The 19,896-nt window shown below is 70.3% G+C and carries 16 protein-coding genes; 8 read left to right on the forward strand and 8 right to left on the reverse strand.

All coding sequences use genetic code 11. The features are described 5' to 3' along the window. Positions 1-5: 5 nt before the first annotated feature. The gene (locus tag MRBLWH11_RS17465; protein WP_165808053.1) at positions 6-1,238 is read left to right on the forward strand and encodes a P-loop NTPase; all 1,233 of its coding nucleotides are present in this window, start codon (positions 6-8) and stop codon (positions 1,236-1,238) included. Here the strand turns inward: MRBLWH11_RS17465 and MRBLWH11_RS17470 are convergent. Continuing rightward, positions 1,162-2,388 carry a pyridoxal phosphate-dependent aminotransferase gene (locus MRBLWH11_RS17470; protein ID WP_341945744.1) on the reverse strand — a complete coding sequence of 409 codons (1,227 nt, stop codon included), beginning with the start codon at positions 2,386-2,388 and terminating at the stop codon, positions 1,162-1,164. The genes MRBLWH11_RS17465 and MRBLWH11_RS17470 overlap by 77 nt on opposite strands. Before the next feature lie 76 nt (positions 2,389-2,464). Further along, on the reverse strand, positions 2,465-5,269 hold the full coding sequence (secA, locus tag MRBLWH11_RS17475; protein ID WP_341945745.1) for a preprotein translocase subunit SecA: 2,805 nt from the start codon (positions 5,267-5,269) through the stop codon (positions 2,465-2,467). A 188-nt stretch (positions 5,270-5,457) separates the two neighbouring features. On the opposite strand from secA, the gene MRBLWH11_RS17480 reads away from it, so the two are divergent. Beyond that, the gene (locus MRBLWH11_RS17480; protein ID WP_341945746.1) at positions 5,458-6,060 is read left to right on the forward strand and encodes a PadR family transcriptional regulator; all 603 of its coding nucleotides are present in this window, start codon (positions 5,458-5,460) and stop codon (positions 6,058-6,060) included. A gap of 74 nt (positions 6,061-6,134) precedes the next feature. After that, positions 6,135-7,472, forward strand: a complete 1,338-nt coding sequence (locus MRBLWH11_RS17485) for a hypothetical protein (protein ID WP_116635344.1) — start codon at positions 6,135-6,137, stop codon at positions 7,470-7,472. A gap of 64 nt (positions 7,473-7,536) precedes the next feature. Here MRBLWH11_RS17485 and raiA read toward each other — a convergent pair whose 3' ends face one another. The 5 genes from raiA to mtrA all read right to left on the reverse strand — a co-directional run bounded on the left by raiA (position 7,537) and on the right by mtrA (position 13,151). After that, positions 7,537-8,193: a ribosome-associated translation inhibitor RaiA gene (gene raiA / locus MRBLWH11_RS17490; protein ID WP_116635345.1), complete on the reverse strand. Its 657-nt coding sequence runs from the start codon at positions 8,191-8,193 to the stop codon at positions 7,537-7,539. 87 nt (positions 8,194-8,280) lie between these two features. Beyond that, entirely contained in the window at positions 8,281-8,973 is a 693-nt protein-coding gene (locus tag MRBLWH11_RS17495; RefSeq protein WP_341945747.1) for a phosphoribosyltransferase family protein, read from the reverse strand. 96 nt (positions 8,974-9,069) lie between these two features. Next, the gene (locus MRBLWH11_RS17500) at positions 9,070-10,788 is read right to left on the reverse strand and encodes an LpqB family beta-propeller domain-containing protein (RefSeq protein ID WP_341945748.1); all 1,719 of its coding nucleotides are present in this window, start codon (positions 10,786-10,788) and stop codon (positions 9,070-9,072) included. After that, entirely contained in the window at positions 10,781-12,463 is a 1,683-nt protein-coding gene (gene mtrB, locus MRBLWH11_RS17505; RefSeq protein ID WP_116635348.1) for an MtrAB system histidine kinase MtrB, read from the reverse strand. Before mtrB ends, MRBLWH11_RS17500 begins: the two co-directional genes overlap by 8 nt. 7 nt (positions 12,464-12,470) lie before the next feature. Next, positions 12,471-13,151, reverse strand: a complete 681-nt coding sequence (gene mtrA / locus MRBLWH11_RS17510; RefSeq protein ID WP_116635349.1) for an MtrAB system response regulator MtrA — start codon at positions 13,149-13,151, stop codon at positions 12,471-12,473. 96 nt (positions 13,152-13,247) lie between these two features. Between mtrA and MRBLWH11_RS17515 the strand changes: the two genes are divergently transcribed. The 5 genes from MRBLWH11_RS17515 to MRBLWH11_RS17535 all read left to right on the forward strand — a co-directional run bounded on the left by MRBLWH11_RS17515 (position 13,248) and on the right by MRBLWH11_RS17535 (position 18,876). Beyond that, positions 13,248-14,723, forward strand: coding sequence for a hypothetical protein (locus tag MRBLWH11_RS17515; protein WP_341945750.1), 1,476 nt, complete (start codon positions 13,248-13,250; stop codon positions 14,721-14,723). Then, positions 14,720-15,361 (forward strand): DUF4129 domain-containing protein, encoded by a 642-nt coding sequence (locus tag MRBLWH11_RS17520; RefSeq protein ID WP_341945751.1) that lies wholly within the window; start codon positions 14,720-14,722, stop codon positions 15,359-15,361. Before MRBLWH11_RS17515 ends, MRBLWH11_RS17520 begins: the two co-directional genes overlap by 4 nt. Beyond that, entirely contained in the window at positions 15,358-16,545 is a 1,188-nt protein-coding gene (locus MRBLWH11_RS17525) for a DUF4350 domain-containing protein (protein WP_341945752.1), read from the forward strand. Before MRBLWH11_RS17520 ends, MRBLWH11_RS17525 begins: the two co-directional genes overlap by 4 nt. 99 nt (positions 16,546-16,644) lie before the next feature. After that, complete coding sequence (locus MRBLWH11_RS17530; protein WP_243408905.1) at positions 16,645-17,568, forward strand: MoxR family ATPase; 924 nt, start codon at positions 16,645-16,647, stop codon at positions 17,566-17,568. Continuing rightward, positions 17,569-18,876: a DUF58 domain-containing protein gene (locus MRBLWH11_RS17535; protein ID WP_116635354.1), complete on the forward strand. Its 1,308-nt coding sequence runs from the start codon at positions 17,569-17,571 to the stop codon at positions 18,874-18,876. It begins immediately after the preceding gene. 15 nt (positions 18,877-18,891) lie between these two features. Here the strand turns inward: MRBLWH11_RS17535 and MRBLWH11_RS17540 are convergent, their stop codons facing one another. Further along, entirely contained in the window at positions 18,892-19,884 is a 993-nt protein-coding gene (locus MRBLWH11_RS17540; RefSeq protein WP_116635355.1) for a stage II sporulation protein M, read from the reverse strand. Between the last annotated feature and the right edge of the window lie 12 nt (positions 19,885-19,896).

Here is a 19,896-nt window from a genome sequence, read left to right on the forward strand (position 1 = left end):
CGTCGGTGATCCTCGCCATCCCTGAGCCGCGGGCCGCCGCACTCGCCGCAGAGCTCGATGCAGAGGAGATCCGCGTCGCCGCGATCGTGCCCCCGACCGCGGCGATCGATCTGCTGCCCGGCGTCGAAGCCATCGTGGTCCCCGCCACACGTGCGGTGCTGACCGCGAGCCTGATCGCCGCCTGCGATCGCGCCGGCGTGCGCATCCTCGCGCTCGGAGGCACGGAGACCCGCCTCCTCGGCCGACTCGGACTCGCCGCGGCGCTTCCGGCGGACGCCGCCGGATGGGAGGTCGCCGCAGCTCTGGCGGCGGAGACGCCTCGCCCGGCCCGTGTCCCCGACGCTGCTCCGCGTCGCGTCATCGCCGTGTGGGGCCCGCAGGGCGCACCGGGGCGATCGACCGTCGCGATCCAGCTCGCGGTCGAACTCTCCCGTGCCGGTCGCACCACCGCGCTCGTCGACGCGGACTCGACGGCGCCCTCCCTCGCCCTGCTGCTCGGGCTCAGCGACGAGTCTCCCGGAATCGCGGCTGCGTGTCGGCGCGCCGAGCTCGGCGGTCTCGATGCGACGGAGCTGACGCGTCTGGCGACCACGATCTCCACCAGCGCCGGCGAGCTCGAGGTCCTGCCGGGACTCAACCGTCCGAGTCGCTGGCCGGAGCTCTCAGCGGCGCGTCTCGGCGCCGCCCTGCGCGCCTGCCGCGAGTGGGTCGACGAGACGGTCGTCGACGTCGCGGCGTCCTTCGACGCCGACGACGAGGTGACCAGCGATCTGGCAGGCCCGCGTCGCCACGCCGCCACGTCGACGGCGCTGCAGGAGGCCGACCTCATCGTCGCGGTCGCGTCGGCCGACCCGGTCGGGATCAGCCGATTCCTGCGCGACCATGCCGAGCTCCGACGCCTGGTGTCACCGACGCCCGTGACCGTCGTCGTGAACCAGATCCGCCCGGGGCCTCTGGGCCTCGACGCACGCGGTCAGGTGCGACGCACCCTCGAGCGGTTCGCCGGCATCACCGATCTGGAGTTCCTGCCTTTCGATCGACGCGCCGCCGACGCCGCCCTCCTGCACGCAAGGCCCCTCTGCGACGTCACACCACGATCCGCGCTCGTCGCCGCGGTGCGCCGGCTCGCAGTCTCTCTCGCGGGAGAAGGCCGGGGACCGGCTACTGCCGGTAGCTCGCGAGGAAGTTCCCCAGTCGCTCGACGGCTTCGCTCAGCACTCGCGGCTCGGGCAGAGTGACCAGGCGCAGGTGATCCGGCGTCGGCCAGTTGAATCCCGTGCCCTGCACCAGCAGGATGTGCTCCGAGACGAGCAGATCGTAGACGAGCTTCGCGTCGTCGCGGATCTCGTGGACGTTCGGGTCGAGTCGCGGGAAGGCGTAGAGCGCCCCCTCCGGCTTGACGCACGAGACACCAGGGATGGCTTCCAAGCCCTCCCAGGCGATGTCGCGCTGCTCATGCAGGCGCCCGGTCGGCGCGATCAGCGCATCGATCGACTGCACTCCGGAGAGAGCCGCCTGCACGGCGTGCTGCGCAGGGACGTTCGGGCACAGCCGGGTCGACGCCAGCAGCGTGATCCCCTCGAGGAAGCCCTTGGCGTGATCCTGCGGCCCCGTGATCACCATCCAGCCCGAGCGGTAGCCGGCGACGCGGTAGGTCTTGGAGAGTCCGTTGAACGTCAGGCAGAGCAGATCGGGGGCGAGCGTCGCCGTCGGGATGTGCACGGCGCCGTCGAACAGGATACGGTCGTAGATCTCGTCGGAGAGCAGCAGCAGCTGGTGCTCCCGCGCGATCTGCACGAGCCCCTCGAGGATCTCTCGGGAGTAGACGACACCCGTGGGGTTGTTGGGATTGATGATGACCATCGCCTTGGTGCGCGGCGTGATCTTCGAGCGGATGTCCTCGAGGTCGGGCTGCCAGCCGTCGTCCTCGTCGCACAGGTAGTGCACGGGCGTGCCGCCGGCGAGGCTCGTCATGGCCGTCCACAGCGGGTAGTCGGGCGCGGGGATGAGCACCTCGTCACCCTCGTCGAGCAGCGCCTGCATCGTCATCGCGATCAGCTCGGACACGCCGTTGCCGAGGTAGACGTCGTCCGGATCGAATCGCGGGAAGCCCTCGATCTGCTCGTAGCGGCTGACGACGGCGCGGCGGGCCGAGATGATGCCCTTGCTGTCGCTGTAGCCGTGCGCCGTGGGAAGAGCCGCAAGCATGTCGTGCACGATCTGGTGCGGAGCGTCGAAGCCGAAGATCGCCGGATTGCCGGTGTTCAGCTTGAGGATCTTGTGCCCCTCGGCCTCCAGCCGCGCCGCCTCGACGAGCGCGTTTCCGCGGATCTCGTACAGGACGTTCTTGAGCTTCGACGACTGGTCGAAGTTGCGCGTTGGGGTCATCGACCAAGCCTACAGCGACGAAGAGAGGGCCAATCCACACGGAATGGCCCTCTCTTCGTCGCTACGGCGGACCGCGCTACTTCTTCTTCTTCTTCTCCTGCGCACGACGCTGCTCGCGGTTGCCCGCTGCCGGAGCGGCGGCATCCGTCCGCTGGCCGAAGGCACCGCGCGGTGCCTCCTCCGGCTCCTCCTGCGGAGCCTGGGCGCGTGCTGCCGCCGCCTGGCGGAGACGCTCGGTGGCGGCCTGCTGCACCTGGCCGCGGTCGTTGCGGACCTCGACCTCGCCGGCGTCGTTCGCGGCCGAGTACTCCAGACGCTGCTCGCCGCCGTCGGTCGCGAGGCCCTTGGCCTCGACCTCTGCGGTCTGCGAGTCCGCACGACGGACCTCGACCTCGAGGTTGTAGAGGTAGCCGACGGACTCCTCCTTGATCTGCCCCATCATCGACTGGAACATCGCGTAACCCTCGCGCTGATACTCGATCAGCGGGTCGCGCTGCGCCATCGCACGAAGGCCGATGCCGTCCTTGAGGTAGTCCATCTCGTACAGGTGGTCGCGCCAGCGGCGGTCCAGCACCTGCAGCACGACGCGACGCTCGAGCTCGCGGGTCGCGGCCTCACCGAGCGACTCCTCGCGCTTCTCGTAGGCGATCTTCGCGTCGGAGAGCAGCTCGCGGGTGAGTCCGTCCGCGGTGATGCCGCCCTTGCGGCCTGCCGCCTCCGACACGACCTCGTCGATCGTGACGCCGACCGGGTAGAGCGTCTTCAGCTCGGTCCACAGGGCGTCGAAGTCCCAGCTCTCGTTGTGCCCCTCGCCGGTGTGGTCTCCCACGACTCCGCCGATGGCGTCCTCGATGAAGTGCTGCACGCGGCCGGCGATGTCGTCGCCCTGCAGGATGTGGCGGCGGTCGGCGTAGATCGCCTCGCGCTGGCGGTTCAGGACGTCGTCGTACTTGAGGACGTTCTTGCGCATCTCGGCGTTGCGGGACTCGACCTGGGACTGCGCGCTGCGGATCGCCCGCGAGACGAGACCCGACTCGATCGGCACGTCGTCCGGGAAGTTCGTACGCGACAGGATCGCCTCGGCCGCCCCCGACTGGAACAGGCGCATCAGGTCGTCGGTGAGGCTCAGGTAGAAGCGGCTCTCACCGGGGTCGCCCTGACGTCCGGAGCGCCCGCGGAGCTGGTTGTCGATGCGACGGGACTCGTGACGCTCGGTTCCGAGCACGTAGAGTCCGCCGGCCTCGATGACCTTCTCGGACTCCTCCGCGACGACATCCTTCATCGCCTGGTAGGTCTCGTCCCAGGCGACCTCGTACTCCTCGGGCGTCTCGACCGGGTCGAGCCCCTTGCCCTTGAGCTCCTGCACAGCGAGGAACTCGGCGTTGCCGCCGAGCATGATGTCGGTTCCACGACCGGCCATGTTGGTGGCGACGGTCACGGCGCCGAGGCGACCGGCGCGGGCCACGATCTCGGCCTCGCGCGCGTGGTTCTTCGCGTTGAGCACCTCGTGCTTGATGCCCTTCTTGGCGAGGAGGCGCGAGAGGTACTCGCTCTTCTCGACGCTCACCGTGCCGACCAGCACCGGCTGACCGCTGTTGTGGCGCTCCGCGATGTCCTCCACGACCTGGGTGAACTTCGCCGTCTCGTTCTTGTAGACGAGGTCGGACTGGTCCTTGCGGATCATCGGCCGGTTGGTCGGGATCGGGATGACGCCGAGCTTGTAGGTCGACATGAACTCGGCGGCCTCGGTCTCGGCCGTTCCCGTCATGCCGGCGAGCTTGTCGTAGAGACGGAAGTAGTTCTGCAGCGTCACGGTGGCGAGGGTCTGGTTCTCGGCCTTGACCGGAACGCCCTCCTTGGCCTCGATCGCCTGGTGGATGCCCTCGTTGTAGCGACGACCGACCAGGATGCGGCCGGTGTGCTCGTCGACGATCATGACCTCGTCGTTCATGACGACGTAGTCGGTGTCCTTCTTGAAGAGGGCGAGCGCCTTGATCGAGTTGTTGAGGAACGAGATCAGCGGGGTGTTCGCGGACTCGTACAGGTTCTCGATGCCGAGATAGTCCTCGACCTTCTCGATGCCCGGCTCGAGCACGCCGACCGTGCGCTTCTTCTCGTCGACCTCGTAGTCCTCACCGGCCTCGAGCGTGCGCGCGATCTTGGCGAACTCGGCGAACCAGCGGTTGGCCTCGCCCGACGAGGGACCGGAGATGATCAGCGGGGTGCGGGCCTCGTCGATGAGGATCGAGTCCACCTCGTCGACGATCGCGAAGAAGTGCTCGCGCTGGACGAGGTCCTCCTTGCGCCACGCCATGTTGTCGCGCAGGTAGTCGAAGCCGAACTCGTTGTTCGTGCCGTAGGTGATGTCCGCGGCGTACTGCTCGCGGCGGACGGCCGGGGTCTGCCCGGAGACGATGATGCCGGTGGTCATGCCGAGGGCACGGAACACACGGCCCATCAGCTCCGCCTGGTAGCTCGCGAGGAAGTCGTTCACCGTGATGATGTGGACGCCCTTGCCGGCGATCGCGTTGAGGTAGGCCGGGAACGTCGCGACGAGGGTCTTGCCCTCACCGGTCTTCATCTCGGCGATGTTGCCGAGGTGCAGGGCGGCTCCACCCATGATCTGCACGTCGTAGGCGCGCATGCCGAGCGTGCGCTTGGCCGCCTCGCGCACAGCGGCGAACGCCTCGGGCATCAGCTGATCGAGCGTCTCGCCCTTCTCGAAGCGGACGCGGAGCTCGGTCGTCTCGTTCCGCAGCTCGTCGTCGGTGAGCTTGGAGATGTCCTCTTCCAGCGCCCCCACTGCCTTGACCACCTGGTTCAGGCGACGGATGACCCGCCCCTCACCAGCACGCAGCAGCTTCTCAAGAGGATTGGCCACGGATGTCATCTCCCTGTCAGTGGGTAAATCGCCGGCCACCGGAAGGCGGTCGCCAGGCATACTTTGCCATGTTACCGGGCTGTGACCTGCACGTCGCCTGCACGCGCGGTCTGCGCGTCGGTCAGGATGGTTGCCCGGTATCCATATACTCGGTATCGCGTTCGACAACACGCGGTCGGGAGATCACCATGTCGGTCCGTCAGAGCCTGCTCGCCATCCTCGATCAGGGTCCGTGCTACGGCTATCAGTTGCGACACGAGTTCGACCGTCGCACCGGTTCGACGTGGCCCCTCAACGTGGGCCAGATCTACAACACGCTCGAACGGCTCGAGCGCGACGGACTCGTGCAGCGCGGCGACACCGACGAGCACGGCCACGTCTACTGGCAGATCACGGATGCCGGATCGGCTGAGGTCGCGCAGTGGCTCTCCTCCCCCGTGGTCCGGACGCCGGCGACCCGCGACGAGCTGGCGATCAAGCTCGCGGTCGCCGCGACCCTGCCGGGAGTCGACGTGGCCGCCGCCCTCCAGGCACAGCGCGAGGCCTCGCTGCGGCAGCTGCACGCCCTCCGGCACACACCCCGCCCCGAGATCGCAACCGACGGCCCCGAGGATCTGGCCTGGTCCCTCGTGCGGGACTCGATGATCTTCGCCGCCGAGGCCGAGCTGCGCTGGCTCGATCACGCCGGAGAACTGCTCGCACAGCATCCGCAGCATGCGATGGCTCTGGAGCTGGCCACCGAACGACCCAAGCGCGGCCGACCCGCGACCCGCACTCCTGCGATCGTCTGACGCCGTCAGCGAACCCCGTTCGCCCGGAGCGGATGCTCAGCCACCGCGACCGCAGGGGAAACTAGGATCGATCCATGGCTGGATTTTGGGGCAGACGCAAACGCGAACAGGAAGAACTCGCCGCACAGGACGCCGATCTGGCGCGTCGCGCGGAGCAGGCCCTGGTCGGCGCCGACGAGAGGATCCGCACCACCTCCGACGAGCTCGACTTCGCCGAAGCCGAGCTCGGAGCGTCGCTGACCGCCGACCTGCGCAAGGCCCTCGCCGCCGTGCGCACGCATCTGCGCGAGGCGTTCCAGCTGCACCAGCTGAACCACGACGAGATCCCCGACACGGCCGAGGAGCTGCGCACCCGCAACGCACGCATCCTCCAGCTGTGCGACTGGGCGCAGGACCTGCTCGACGAGAAGACGTCGGTGCTCGCCGCATCCGTCGCCAAGGTGCGCAGGGCGCCAGAGGTGATCGCACAGGTGCGAGCGGATGCCGCGGCGCTGAGCGCGCGCATCCCGCAGACGAACGAATCCGTCTCGCGGCTGTCGGCCCGCTACGCCGAGTCGGCCATGCACCAGATCACGGCCAGCGCCGCCGAGGCCGAGCAGCTGATCGCCTTCGCGACGCACAGCGCCGACATCTCCGAGCGCCGCCGCGCGGCCAAGCAGAACGAAGAGGCCAACCTCGCTCTCGAGACGGCGACCGAGGCCACCCGCCGCGCGTCCGCGCTGCTCGACGCCGTCGAGGACTTCGAGATCGAGGCGCTGCGCGCCGAGTCCACCCTCGCCGAGGTCGTGGCAGACTCCCGCGGCGATCTGATCGCCGCCCGCACCGCCCCGCAGGCTCCCGCGGTCGCCGAAGCGGTCTCCGCTCTCCAGGCCGCGCTGAGCGCACTGACACCGTCCGGCACCCCCAACGACCCCTTCGCGGAGCTGTCGCAGCTCCGCACCGCGAACTCCGCGCTCGACGACGCGATCGCGAAGGCCCGCCACCGCGCCGAGAACCCCCTTCCGAGCATCCCTCAGGTGCAGCACGCGATCGACGACGCCGACCGGCAGCTGGGCGTGGCACGCGGACTCATCTCCGGCCACCGCGGGTGGATCGGTGCCGACGCGCGGACACGCCTCGCGGAGGCGGAACGGCTGCGAGTCGACCTGTCCGATCTGCTCCCGGCCGAGGACACGAGAGAAGAGGCGCTCGTCCAGGCCCGCCGTGTCGCGCACCTGGCATCCGAGGCCCTGCAGCTCGCGCAGCGCGACATCGACTCCTCCCGTCCCGACGACCAGGGCTGGGGTGGTGGCGGCGGCTACGGAGGCGGCGGCTGGGGCGGACGGCCGCGCGGAGGCGGTGGAGGCGACATCGCCTCGGGCATCCTCGGCGGGCTCGTGATCGGCAGCCTCCTCGACGGCATGTTCGACTGACCTCTCACGACCCAACGTCAGAACGGCCCGTCCCCTCAGGGACGGGCCGTTCTCTGGTCTCAGCTCAGGAAGCCAGTGCCTCCGACGGCGGCGCCTGCGTGCTCAGCGCGATCACACCGTAGTCCCAGCCCTTGCGGCGGTAGACGACGCTCGGGTGATCCGTGCGGACGTCGACGAAGAGGAAGAAGTCGTGGCCGACCAGCTCCATGCGGTCGACGGCCTCTTCGACCGTCATCCACTCCGCGTCGAAGCTCTTCGTGCGGATGACGACCGGCGAGTAGCTCTCCTCGTCATCGTTCTGCACCGGGATGGTGCCGGTGGCGACAGCGTGCAGGATGTCGGCGGATGCCGGCTGCACATCGATCCCCTCGAGCTCACCGGTGCCCTTCTCGAAGTGGGCACCGCGCGGGTGCTGGCGTCCGTCGACGCGCTTCTCCTTGGCACGACGCAGCTGCTCGGACATCTTGTCGATCGCGAGATCGAGTGCGACGAACTTGTCACCGTCCGTCGCCTCAGCTCGGACGACCGGACCCTTTCCGACGAGCGTGAGCTCGACCGTCTCCTCGGGGACGTGGCCGTTGCGGAAGACGCGGTGCGTGACCTTCACGTCCAGCCGTTGCGCTCGACCCGCGAGCGTCTCGACCCTGGCGATCTTCTCCTCGACAACGGTTCGGAAGCGATCGGTGATTCCCACTCCGACGCCGACGATGCTCGTTTCCATTGCTGTCTCCTTGTCCCGGTCCTCCCGGCCAAGGGCGGACCGTTGTCGCCTTGTGGTCCCCAACCGTAGTCCGCCTGCGAGTCGATGTCACTGGTGACTTTCGTCGTGTCGTCGATGAGTTCCCGATGAGTCTCCTTCGAATCCGGCGCGCCGCGGCGTGGCGGCGAGCGCGACCGCCGCGTTCACCCTGAACCCTGCCGCGCGGAGTGCGCGAGCCGCCTCGTCGAGCGTCGCCCCGGTCGTCACGACGTCGTCCACCAGAATCGCCTCGGCTCCGCGGCCGACCCGTCGCGCACGCATCGCACCGCGGACGTTCAGTGTCCGCTCGCGCACCCCGAGACCGCGCTGATCGGCGGGTCTCGCCACGAGGGAGAGCACGCGCTGCGGCATGTGCCCGGCACGGCGGATGAGCATGTCGGGCACACGGTAGCCGCGCCGGCGGAAAGCACTCCTCGCGGTGGGCACCGGCACGATCCACGTCGAGGACGACAGGACGGGCGCCAGGACGATGGCGAGCGCCGACCCGAGAGGACGGGCGAGCTGGGTCTCCCCTTCGCCCTTGAGGCGGCGGATGCAACGCGCTGCGACCCCCTCGTATCGGAGGGCGGCGTGCACGGGCAGTCCGCCCGGCGTCATCCCCCGTTGCGGCGTCGGCGCCAGCCGGTCATGACAGGACGGGCAGAGCAGCCGACCCGGCTCGTCGCACCCCGCGCACGAGGCGGCGAGCAGGAACGCGGCGATCTCGACGCCGAGGGTGCGAAGAGCGGAAGCGGGCAGCATCCGCCGATCCTCTCGGATCAGGACAGCTCGACGAACGCACGCACGCCGCAGCCGGGGAGAACCGTACGGATCAGCCCGCCGTGCAGGAGGGGCGATTCACTCGCCCGCCCGGGTCGCGAGGACCGAGATCCCCGCGGCGATCTCCCGCCACGCCGAGCCCGCGTGGGCGAAGAGCTGTCCGCCGACGCCGACGACCCGGAGCCCGCCGACCGTCCGCGCGCCGGCGATCGACACGGCATCCTCCGGTGCTGCCTCAGCGGTCCCCGGCCCGCCCACCATCTGGGTGAGCACCTGCGGGCTCTGCGGATCGATGAGGATCCCCAGTCGCTCCGACCCGAGCCACGCCAGCCCGATCGCCGGAGCCGAGAGCTGCGTCACCTGCTTCACGTCGCCGAGCTCGACGGGGATTCCCGCCGGATCGCGCACCACCGCGGCGACCACGACCCAGCGCTGCTGCCCGACCGTGACCACGGCGGCCACCCTCGCCCCGTCCGCAGAGACCCGAAGATCGGAGATCGCCGAGGCCGTCGGCCAGGCGTTCGCCACCGGGTGTTCCACGACGTCGCTCCCCCGGGCGTGCACGGCGGTCGGAGCGCCTGCAGGAACCGTCCAGGTGTAGCCGTAGGGGTCCATCGACGGCTCGATCAGGCCCTGCCGCGCGTCGAGCTCGTCGACGCTCCCCTCGCTGACGAGGTAGACGTGATTGTCGGCCAGCTGCACCGCCGCCTGAGAGTCGTCGGTCGCGACGTCGATCGACACGATGGGCTGATCGATCGCGACGATGCCCTGGGTGATCCCGGGGATCGCGGTGACCTCGTCCCCGACGATCCTCCCGAACGCCCCGTTCTGCAGGACGAGCGTCCCGACGTCCGGCGGCGCGTCCACCAGCTCGACGACGCCGGCGTCGAGCGTGCGTCCGTCCACGGAGAAGCGCACCTGCGAGACGGACACGCCCGCGGCTTTGAGCGTGGCCTGCAGCTGTGTGCGCATGCGGGACAGGGTGAGCTGGTCGAGTCCGATCGCCGGGCGCGTGAGCGCGACCTCGGCCACCTGGTCGGTGATCAGCACGGCGTCCTGCGCCAGCTGCACGTCGGCCGGGAACGCGGTCTGGACGGCGGGGTCGAGCCAGGCGCTGGGCGATCCGTCGATCAGCGCCTGGGTGACGGTGGTCGCGGGACTCTGCCGACGCGGGAACCACCGCACATCCGGCACGAGCCGAGACCACTCTCCGTCGAAGTACTGCAGCGGGTACCCCTCGAAGACGTTCGAGAACCGGGGCTGGTCGATGACGATGCCGTCGGGCGCCTGCGTGATGCGCCACTCCCCGTCGTCCGTCCGCTCGAGGCTGAACTTCACGGGTGACGGCCCGAGGGCCTCCGCATACGCACCGGATTCGTCGACGCTCGCGACGAGGTCGAGGCGCACCTGCACCTCGGCGCTCTCCGCGTCCTCGACGGCATCCGCCGGGACGGAGGAGGTGAGCACGCGGGTCTCCGTGCCGACGTCGATCGACACTCCCGCGGCCGGACGCCAGGCGCGCTGCAGCGCAGGTGCGAGGAACTCGCGCGCCGTCGCCCAATTCTCGGACGTGGTGATCCCCGCCTCGAGGAAGCCCTCGACGATCTCCTCCGGACCGGCGCCCGCGATCGGTCCCGACGCCACCGGGAGGAAGTCGACGTCCTGCGGCGACTCGCCGAGCACGAGGCCGACCGTGACGTCGCCACTCGTCGGCAGCCCGGCGCACGCGGGCAGCAGCAGCGCCGCGACGATCAGCGCGATGCCGCGCAGCACCCGCGTGCCTCTCCGATCAGTCATCGTCGTCCGGCTCCTTCAGCAGTCCGGGGAGCTCCGCCCAGGAGATGGGCTGGGTCGCGTCGCCGAGCTCGGCGAGCGGCTCCTGCGGCTCGATCGGGATCGGGCTCGGCCCGTCCAGGACCGCGCCGTGCCGCGGGATCGTGAGGACGAAGTTGGTCCCGACGCCGAGCTCCGACCACACCGCGAGGGTGCCGCCGTGCAGAGTCGCGTCGCCGAGCGCGATCGAGAGCCCCAGCCCCGTGCCCCCGAGGGTGCGCTGGCGCGAGGGATCGGCGCGCCAGAAGCGGTCGAAGACGCGTTCGGCGTCGGCGGGCTCCATGCCCAGACCGAAGTCCCGCACACCGGCGGCCACCGCGTGCTGGTTGCTGTCGACCGTCACCACGATCGGTCGTCCTTCACCGTGCTCGATCGCGTTCCCGATGAGATTGCGCAGCACACGGCGGACCCGACGAGGATCCATGTCCACCGGCGAGTAGCCGCCGGGGCCGACGAGTCTCAGCTCGGAACCGCGCCCCTCGGCGAGCGGACGCATCTGCTCGATGATGTCCTCGGCGAGGTGGGCGAGGCTCGTCGCCTCCAGCTCGAGCTGCACGGACCCCGCGTCGTAGCGGCTGATCTCGAGGAGATCGGCGAGCAGCGTGTCGAACCGCTGCACCTGGGTGTGCAGCAGCTCGGTCGTACGGGCGGTCGTCGGATCGAACTCCTCGCGCTGATCGTTGAGCATGTCCGCGGCGAGGCGGATCGTCGTCAGAGGCGTGCGCAGCTCGTGCGACACGTCGGACACGAAGCGCTGCTGCACCATCGACAGCTCGCCGAGCTCCTTGATCTGGGCCTCGATGCTGTCGGCCATGGCGTTGAAGGACCGCCCGAGGGTGGCCAGCTCGTCCTCGCCGTGCACCTCCAGACGCACGCCGAGATCGCCCGCCGCGAGGCGCGCGCTCGTCTCGGCGGCCTGCACGATCGGCGTCGCCACCGCGCGGAGCACGATCCAGGAGATCGCCGCGACGATCGCGACGAGACCGATCCCGGCGATCCACAGCGTCCGCTGCACGAACACGAGGGTCTGATCCGCATCGGCGAGGTCGTAGGCGAAGTAGATCGCGAACGGTCCCGCCTCGGGCACGTTCAGCTGCTGTCCGACCACGATCCCCGGCACCTCGCCGCCATCCGCGACGGGAAGGGCCACCGACTGCCAGGCCTGACGATCGGCGAACTCCTCGACACGCGCCTCGATCTCCGGGCTGAGCCGGTTCCTGCTCAGCCCCGCGGTGAAGCCGTTCAGGCGCACGCCGTCCGACTCCGTGTCGATGCGGAAGCCGGCGAGCTGATCGGTGCTCGAGGTTCGCGCCAGGTTCGCCTGGATGCTGCTCCACAGATCGGCGAGAGCAGCCGGGTCGTCGCTCACCTCGGCGACGTCGAGGATGTCCTGCGCCTGGTCGACGGCGCGGCGCGCGTCCTGGAGGGCGACGTTCTTGCGCGACACGAAGAGATCGTTCTGGATGACGAGGGCCATCGTGACGCAGGTGATGAAGATCGCCAGCGACGTCGCGATCAGGGTGATGGTGAGCGTGCGGAACCGCAGCGACCGGCGCCAGAGCGCGGAGAGGACGGTCGGCCATCCGCGCCAGTCGCGGATGACAGCGACGGCCGTGGTGGTCGCTGTCGTCGCGTCCATCGTGCGCCTAACCGACGCTCCCGGCGCGATAGCCGACGCCACGCACCGTCATGACGATCTTGGGATTGTCGGGGTCGAGCTCGACCTTGGCGCGCAGGCGCTGCACGTGCACGTTCACGAGTCGGGTGTCGGCCTTGTAGTGGTAGCCCCAGACCTGCTCGAGCAGCATCTCGCGGGAGAACACCTGCTGCGGCTTCGAGGCGAGCGCGACGAGCAGCTGGAACTCCAGCGGGGTGAGAGCGATCGGCGTCGTGCCACGACGCACCTCGTGCGCGTCGACGTCGACCGTGAGGTCGCCGACCTTCAGCTGCTCGCTCGTGGCCTGCGGCGTCGGACGCAGCCGGGTGCGGATGCGCGCGACCAGCTCCTTCGGGTTGAAGGGCTTCACCATGTAGTCGTCCGCCCCGACCTCGAGACCGCGGACCACATCGGCGGTGTCGCTGCGCGCCGTCAGCATGAGGATGGGGACGCCCGACTCCGCTCTGATGCGCGTGCAGATCTCGATGCCGTCCATGCCGGGGAGCATGAGGTCGAGCAGCACCAGGTCGGGACGCTGCGTGCGCCACTCGTCGACCGCACGTGCGCCGTCGGCGCAGAAGACCGGCTCGAAACCCTCCGTGCGCAGCACGATGCCGATCATCTCGGCGAGCGCGGTGTCGTCGTCGACCACAAGAATGCGTGAGGTCATAACTGTTACCTTATGGCACCGAGTCCCGCGGTCCCCAGGTCTGCGCACCACGTACAGGGATATGACACGATGGGAGCGCTCGATGGAGGGAGTGCTGTGAGTGGTGCGACGTGGACCCCTGCCCCGAAGAAGGGTGTCATCCCCCTTCATCCGCTGACCTTCGGGATGCTGCTGGGGAAGGCCTTCGCTGCCCTCCGGCACAACCCGAAGGTGCTCTTCGGCTTCGCCGTCGTGATCCAGCTCGTCGTCGTGGTCGCCACGGCCGGCGTGATGGGTGTGGTGCTCTTCACCACGTTCTCGCGCCTGGAGACCGTGTCGCCGTCCTCCCCCGACTTCGAGGCCGTGCTCGCCGGCACGATCGCGATCAACATCATCGCGGGGCTCGCGGTCGGCCTGACCTCGATCGCCTTCACGGCGATGATGCAGGGAGTGGTCGCCGCAGACATCGGCTACGCGTCGATCGGAGTGAAGGCGACGCTCGGGATGCTGTGGCGCAAGATGGCGCCCGCGTTCTGGCGTCTCGCCGGCTTCGCCTCGCTGTCGGTGATCGCGGTGTTCGGGTTCTTCGCGATCGTCGCCCTGATCATCGGGGCCTTCATCGCCGGCGGACTCGGCGGCAGCGTCGAGCTCATCGGGGTCATCGTGCTGGTGGTCGTGCTCATCGGGCTGGCCTCGATCCCGCTGATCGTCTGGCTGAGCACCAAGCTGCTGCTGGTGCCCTCGATCCTCGTGCTCGAGAAGGCGCGCTTCCGCGAGGCGCTCGTGCGTTCCTGGCGCCTCACGCGCGGCCGGTTCTGGGTCGCGTTCGGCGTCACGTTCCTCATCAGCTTCATCATGGGTCTGGCGATGCAGGTCGTGAGCTTCCCCGTCGCGATGCTCAGCTCGCTCCTCGGGTCCGTGGTCGCTCCCACCGGCGAGTACGAGCCCGGTGCGGTCATCGGCTTCATCTTCACGCTCATCGCACCGCAGATCCTGCTCCTCGTGCTCCAGGCCATCACCCTGGTCGTGCAGAGCACGGGATCCGCCCTCGTGTACCTGGACTGCCGGATGCGCTACGAGGGGCTCGATCAGACGCTCATCTCGCACGTGGAGCGTCGTGAGGTCGGCTGGACCGAGGAGCAGCTGGGCGACCCCTTCGCCGTCGATCCGTCGCGGGCCGTGTCCAGCGCTCCGCCTCCCCGGCAGGTGCCGGAGCACGTGATGATGTCCCAGACGCCCGGCTACGCACCGTACGGGGCGCCGGCTCCGCAGGGCTACCCGCCGCAGCCGTACGCCGCGCAGCCCGGCGGCATGCCTCCCTACGCCGGACAGCCCTCCGCGCCGCCGCCGTACGTTCCATCGGCGTACACGCCACAGCCGTACGCACCGCAGCAGCCGGCCGGCGCGCCTCCCGCCGCGTTCGCGCCCGCGCCGCCTCCCGCTCCTGCGGCGCCTCCCGCTCCTGCCGCGCCTCCCGCTCCTGCCGCGCCTCCGGCGTCCTCCGCCCCTCCGGCGCCTCCGACCGACAGCCCGTGGGCCACTCCCGCGGACGGCGGCTGGGCCGCCCCGGGAAGCGGCGACGGCACGGCATGATCCGACCGTCCGACGATCTGTTCGTCCCCGACGGGGACGAGGCGCGGCGCTGGGCCGAGGAGGAGCTCTCCAATCCCCGCTACGCCGACGCGAAGCCGACCTGGTTCGATCTCGTCGCCCGCGACATCGGGAGGTTCATCGCCGACCTCTTCACGTCCGACAACGGCGCGAACGTCGGGCCCTGGGCGCTCATCATCGTGACGACGATCATCGTCGCGGCACTCGTCACCGCGCTCATCATCTGGGGACGCCCGCGGAGCTCGAGGGCCGTGCGCCGGGCGCGGACCGACCTCCTGGGCGAGCAGGACGACCGCACCGCCGCGCAGCTCAGAGCGGATGCCGAGCGCAGCGCCCGCGACGGAGACTGGGACACCGCCACGATCCTCCGTTACCGCGCGATCGCCCGCAGCCTGCTGGAGCGCGACCTCATCGATCCGGCGCCCGGGGCGACCGCGCAATCGATCGCCCGGGAGGCCAGCGCGGTGTTCGCCGACGAGGCCGGCGCGATGCGTCGCGCAGCGGTGTCCTTCGACGACGTGCGCTATCTGCGCCACCCCGCGACCGAGGAGAGCTACCGCGACCTCGCGGCCACGGATGAGCGACTGCGCGCACGACGCCTCGAGGCGGTGCCCGCGTGACCTCGATCGAGCAGGCGAGTGCGGAGCAGTCCACCGCAGACGCCCGACCCCGGCGCGTGCGCACGATCGTCGGATGGGTGATCGTCGTCGCGCTCGTCCTGCTCGTCGCGTTCGTCGCCCTCCGCGTGAGCGCGAGCGGCCCTGGCGCCCGCGGCACGCTCGATCCGGAAGGACGCGACGACTCCGGCGCTCTCGCCCTCGCCGAGATCCTGCGCGACCAGGGTGTGGAGGTGTCGGTCGTCCGATCCCGTGCCGAGGCCCGCGCGGCGGTCGGCGACGACACGACCCTGGTGATGACGAACCCCTACACGCTGAGCGACGACGCCCTCGCCGAGCTGCTCGAGCCCGCCGACCGGATCGTCTTCCTCTCGACGGGCACGCACCTGCTGAACGTCCTCGACATCGGCGAGAACGCCCCGGGGAGCTCCGCGCCCGCGGATGCGGAGTGCGACGTCCCGGAGTTCGCCGAGGTCGGGACGATCCGCGCCGACCGGTTCTTCTCCCCCGCCGACGGCGTCGAGGCCTGCTTCGGCGACGCCGACGGCGCCGCGGTCCTCGTCGATGAACGCGCGGACCGCGACGTCCTCGTCGTGGAGGGCACGAAGCTCTTCAGCAACGCCTACCTCGCCGAGAACGGCAACGCCGCCCTCGCCCTCGCGCTCCTCGGTCAGACCGAGCGGGTCGTCTGGTACGTGCCGTCGTTCGGCGACACCGACATCGAGGGCCAGTCGCCCGACACGCTGGGCAGCCTCACACCTCCGTCGGTCACGCCCGTCATCCTGCTGCTCCTCGCCGCCGGGGTCGCCGCCGCGATCTGGCGCGGCCAGCGCTTCGGACCGCTCGTCGCCGAGACTCTTCCGGTGACCGTGCGCGCGTCCGAGACCATGCACGGGCGCGCGCGTCTCACGGCGAAGGCCGGCGACGCCCCCCACGCGGGACAGGCGCTCCGCGACGGCGCGCAGCGCCGTCTCGCCCGCCGCCTCGGACTCGCGGTCCACGCCGGAGCCGACGAGGTCGCCGACGCGGCATCCGATCGCCTCCGAATCCCCCGCGGCACGCTGCAGGCGCTGCTCGCGGGCCCGCTCCCTGCAGACGACGCCGCCCTCGTCGAGCTCGCCCGACGGCTCGACGAGCTCGAGGCCGCCGTGGAGGCGAGCATGCACACCACCAGGGGCGAGTCGTGATCCGCATCCGAATCGCCGTCCATCCATCCCCACGGAAGCCGAGGCCACCACGTGACCGTTGACAACCACTCCGCCGACGACGCCGCGCTGCGTCAGGCAATGCACCGCGTGCGCACCGAGGTCGACAAGGCCGTCGTCGGTCAGGCCGGCACCGTGACGGGCCTGCTCGTCTCGCTGCTCGCCCGAGGGCACGTGCTGCTGGAAGGCGTACCCGGTGTCGCGAAGACCCTGGTCGTGCGCTCGTTCGCGCGGGCTCTCGGGCTCGACACGAAGCGCGTGCAGTTCACGCCCGACCTCATGCCCGGCGACGTGACCGGCTCCCTCGTGTACGACGCGCGCACCGGGGAGTTCGACTTCCGTGCGGGCCCGGTGTTCACGAACATCCTGCTCGCCGACGAGATCAACCGCACGCCGCCGAAGACGCAGGCAGCTCTCCTCGAGGCGATGGAGGAACGCCAGGTCTCCGCTGACGGCGTGAGCCGGCCGCTGCCCGATCCGTTCCTCGTCGCGGCCACGCAGAACCCGATCGAGCACGAGGGGACGTACTCGCTGCCCGAGGCGCAGCTCGACCGCTTCCTCATGAAGCTCGTCGTCGGGATGCCGGAGCGCGATGCCGAGGTCTCCGTCCTGCGCCGGCACGCGGAGGGCTTCTCACCGCGCGACCTGACCGGCGTCGAGTCCGTCGTCACGGCAGACGAGATCCGCGCGGCGCAGGCGGCCGCGGGGCGCGTCGAGGTCACCGACGACGTCCTCGGCTACGTCGTCGATCTCGCCAGGGCGACGCGTCAGTCCCCGTCCGTCGAGCTCGGGGCGAGCCCGCGCGCGTCGACGGGGCTTCTCGCCGCCGCGAAGGCATGGGCATGGCTCAACGCCTCCTCCGCCGTCACCCCCGACCACGTCCAGACCATGCTGGTGCCGGTCTGGCGCCATCGCCTGCAGCTGCGCCCTGACGCCCAGATGGAGGGCGTGTCGGCGGATGCCGTGCTCACCTCGGTCGTGCAGCAGACCAGGGTGCCGATCTAGGTGTTCGTCACCGGCCGCCTCGCCCTCGCCCTCGCCGTGGGCGTGATCCCGCTCGTCCTGGCCGGACTCGCGGGCTATCCGGCGTACGCGGTGCTCGGCGGATGGATCGCGCTCTGCCTCCTGCTGACCGGGATCGACATCGCCCTCGCGGCCAGTCCTCGAAGTGTCACGGTGACGCGCCGCGTGCCGAAGCGCACGCGGATCGGCGAGCCGGTGCCGGTGAGCGTCGCCCTGCAGAATCACGGTGAGCGCACGCTGCACGCGGTGATCCGCGACGCCTGGCAGCCGACGGCCGGGGCATCGCCCGCGCGCCCGCAGCTGAGCATCCCTCCCGGGGAACGCGCACGGGTCGCGATCCCGCTGCTGCCTCGCCGCCGCGGCGAGCTGGTAAGCGAGTTCGTCATGATCCGCTCCCGCGGTCCACTCGGCCTGGCCGGTCGGCAGACGCGGCACCGAGTGCGCGGGGCGATCCGTGTGCTGCCCGCCTTCTCCTCCCGCAAGCATCTCCCCTCGCGACTCGCGAGACTGCGCGAACTCGACGGCAACACGAGCATCCAGGTCCGCGGGCAGGGCACCGAGTTCGACTCGCTGCGCGAGTACGTGCGCGGCGACGACGTGCGGTCGATCGACTGGCGAGCGACCGCGCGCGCCGGAACGACCATGCTGCGCACCTGGCGGCCGGAGCGCGACCGTCACGTGGTCATCATCATCGACACCGGACGCACGGCGGCCGCTCGGGTGGGCGACGGCACGCGCGTCGACGCCTCGCTCGAGGCGGCGCTCCTGCTCGCCGCGCTCGCCTCGCGCGCCGGGGATCACGTGCACCTGCTGATGTACGACCGTGTGGTGCGCGGCCGCGTCACCGGCGTCGACGGCACGGCCCTGCTCCCCGCCATGACCGACGCGATGGCCCCGGTGCATGCACGTCTGGTCGACACCGACTGGCACGGCGCATTCGCCGCCGTCCGCACGCTCACGACCCGCCCCTCGCTCATCGTCGTGCTCACCGCGCAGGACGCCGCGGAGTCCGCCAGGGCGTTCCTCGGTGCCTTCCCCGACGCGTCTCGTGCGACGACGGTGCTGGTCGGATCGGTGACGGATGACGACATCGCGGATCTCGCCCGTCGGCGAGGCTCACGCGAGGAGATCTATCTCGCCGCGGCTGCCGAGCGCACGCTCAGGGATGCGGAGAACGTCGCGGACGCGATCCGTCGCGCCGGGGGCGAAGCGATCGCCGCAGACCCGGAGGAGCTTCCGCCGCGCATCGCCGACCGCTACCTCGAGCTCAAGGCCGCCGGACGGCTCTGATCCGTCGGACCGGGGTCACCCGGCGACGAGTCGCGGCGTGCCGGCCTCGTACTCCACCAGATCGCCGGTCGCGCCTCGGCGGTGGGCCCGACCGCCGATCACGATCATGTAGATGAGGAACACGGCGAGCGCGGCCGCACCGATGCCGATCTTCACCGGCCAGGGCAGCGACCAGCCGGTGATGAAGCCCTCGACCAGGCCTGCGAGGAACAGCGCGAACACCAGCCCGAGCGCCACCGTCGCCAGCGACCTGCCCTCTTCCGCGAGCGCCTCGCCGCGGGAGCGGGGCCCTGGCGCGACCCAGGCCCAGAAGATGTGCAGACCGGCGGCCGCGGCGACGAAGATGCAGGTCAGCTCGAGCATGCCGTGCGGGAGGATGTAGAGCAGCATGACATCGGCCTTGTCGTGCGCGGCCATCACGGCGCCCGACAGACCGAGGCCCATCGCGTTCTGCACGAGCACGGCGATCGGCCAGATGCCGGTCACGCCGAAGAGCACGCACTGCATCGCGATCCAGGCGTTGTTCGTCCAGACCATCCCCATGAACTCGGCGGCGGGGTTCTCGGTGTAGTAGCCCGTGAAGCTCTCGTCCGCATACTGTTCGAGCGCATCCGGCGGACCGAGCGTCGCGATGAGCGCCGGATCGTTCGCGATCCACGCGGCGGTGCCGACGCCGATCGCGATGAACGACACGGCGATGATGGCCGTGGTCCAGCGCAGCCGGTACAGGGCTGCGGGCAGCTGGAGGCTGAAGAACCGCGCGGTCTGCGTCAGGATGCTGTCCGAGGCCCCGGTGAGGCGGAGCCGCGCGCGCACGAGGATCGTGGAGAGGTAGGCACCCTGGGGCGACTCCCCCACCGAGGTCTTGAGCTCGGCGAGGTCCGCGGACGCCGCGCGGTAGCGCACGATCAGCTCGTCGACACCCGCCCCGTCCAGGCGGGCGCGGCTCAGCTCGTCCAAGCGCTCCCATTCGGCGCGGCGTGCATCAGACAGCGCATCGGCATCCACCTGATTTACTGT

The sequence above is a fragment of the Microbacterium sp. LWH11-1.2 genome, from assembly GCF_038397745.1.
Lineage (GTDB): Bacteria > Actinomycetota > Actinomycetes > Actinomycetales > Microbacteriaceae > Microbacterium.

What these genes read in the sequence shown, in the direction of transcription:
- MRBLWH11_RS17470 (WP_341945744.1), bottom strand. Translation starts at nt 2,388, where the DNA reads ATGACCCCAACGCGCAACTTCGACCAGTCGTCGAAGCTCAAGAACGTC.
- MRBLWH11_RS17480 (WP_341945746.1), top strand. Translation starts at nt 5,458, where the DNA reads ATGTCGGTCCGTCAGAGCCTGCTCGCCATCCTCGATCAGGGTCCGTGC.
- MRBLWH11_RS17485 (WP_116635344.1), top strand. Translation starts at nt 6,135, where the DNA reads ATGGCTGGATTTTGGGGCAGACGCAAACGCGAACAGGAAGAACTCGCC.
- raiA (WP_116635345.1), bottom strand. Translation starts at nt 8,193, where the DNA reads ATGGAAACGAGCATCGTCGGCGTCGGAGTGGGAATCACCGATCGCTTC.
- MRBLWH11_RS17495 (WP_341945747.1), bottom strand. Translation starts at nt 8,973, where the DNA reads ATGCTGCCCGCTTCCGCTCTTCGCACCCTCGGCGTCGAGATCGCCGCG.
- MRBLWH11_RS17500 (WP_341945748.1), bottom strand. Translation starts at nt 10,788, where the DNA reads ATGACTGATCGGAGAGGCACGCGGGTGCTGCGCGGCATCGCGCTGATC.
- mtrB (WP_116635348.1), bottom strand. Translation starts at nt 12,463, where the DNA reads ATGGACGCGACGACAGCGACCACCACGGCCGTCGCTGTCATCCGCGAC.
- mtrA (WP_116635349.1), bottom strand. Translation starts at nt 13,151, where the DNA reads ATGACCTCACGCATTCTTGTGGTCGACGACGACACCGCGCTCGCCGAG.
- MRBLWH11_RS17520 (WP_341945751.1), top strand. Translation starts at nt 14,720, where the DNA reads ATGATCCGACCGTCCGACGATCTGTTCGTCCCCGACGGGGACGAGGCG.
- MRBLWH11_RS17530 (WP_243408905.1), top strand. Translation starts at nt 16,645, where the DNA reads ATGCACCGCGTGCGCACCGAGGTCGACAAGGCCGTCGTCGGTCAGGCC.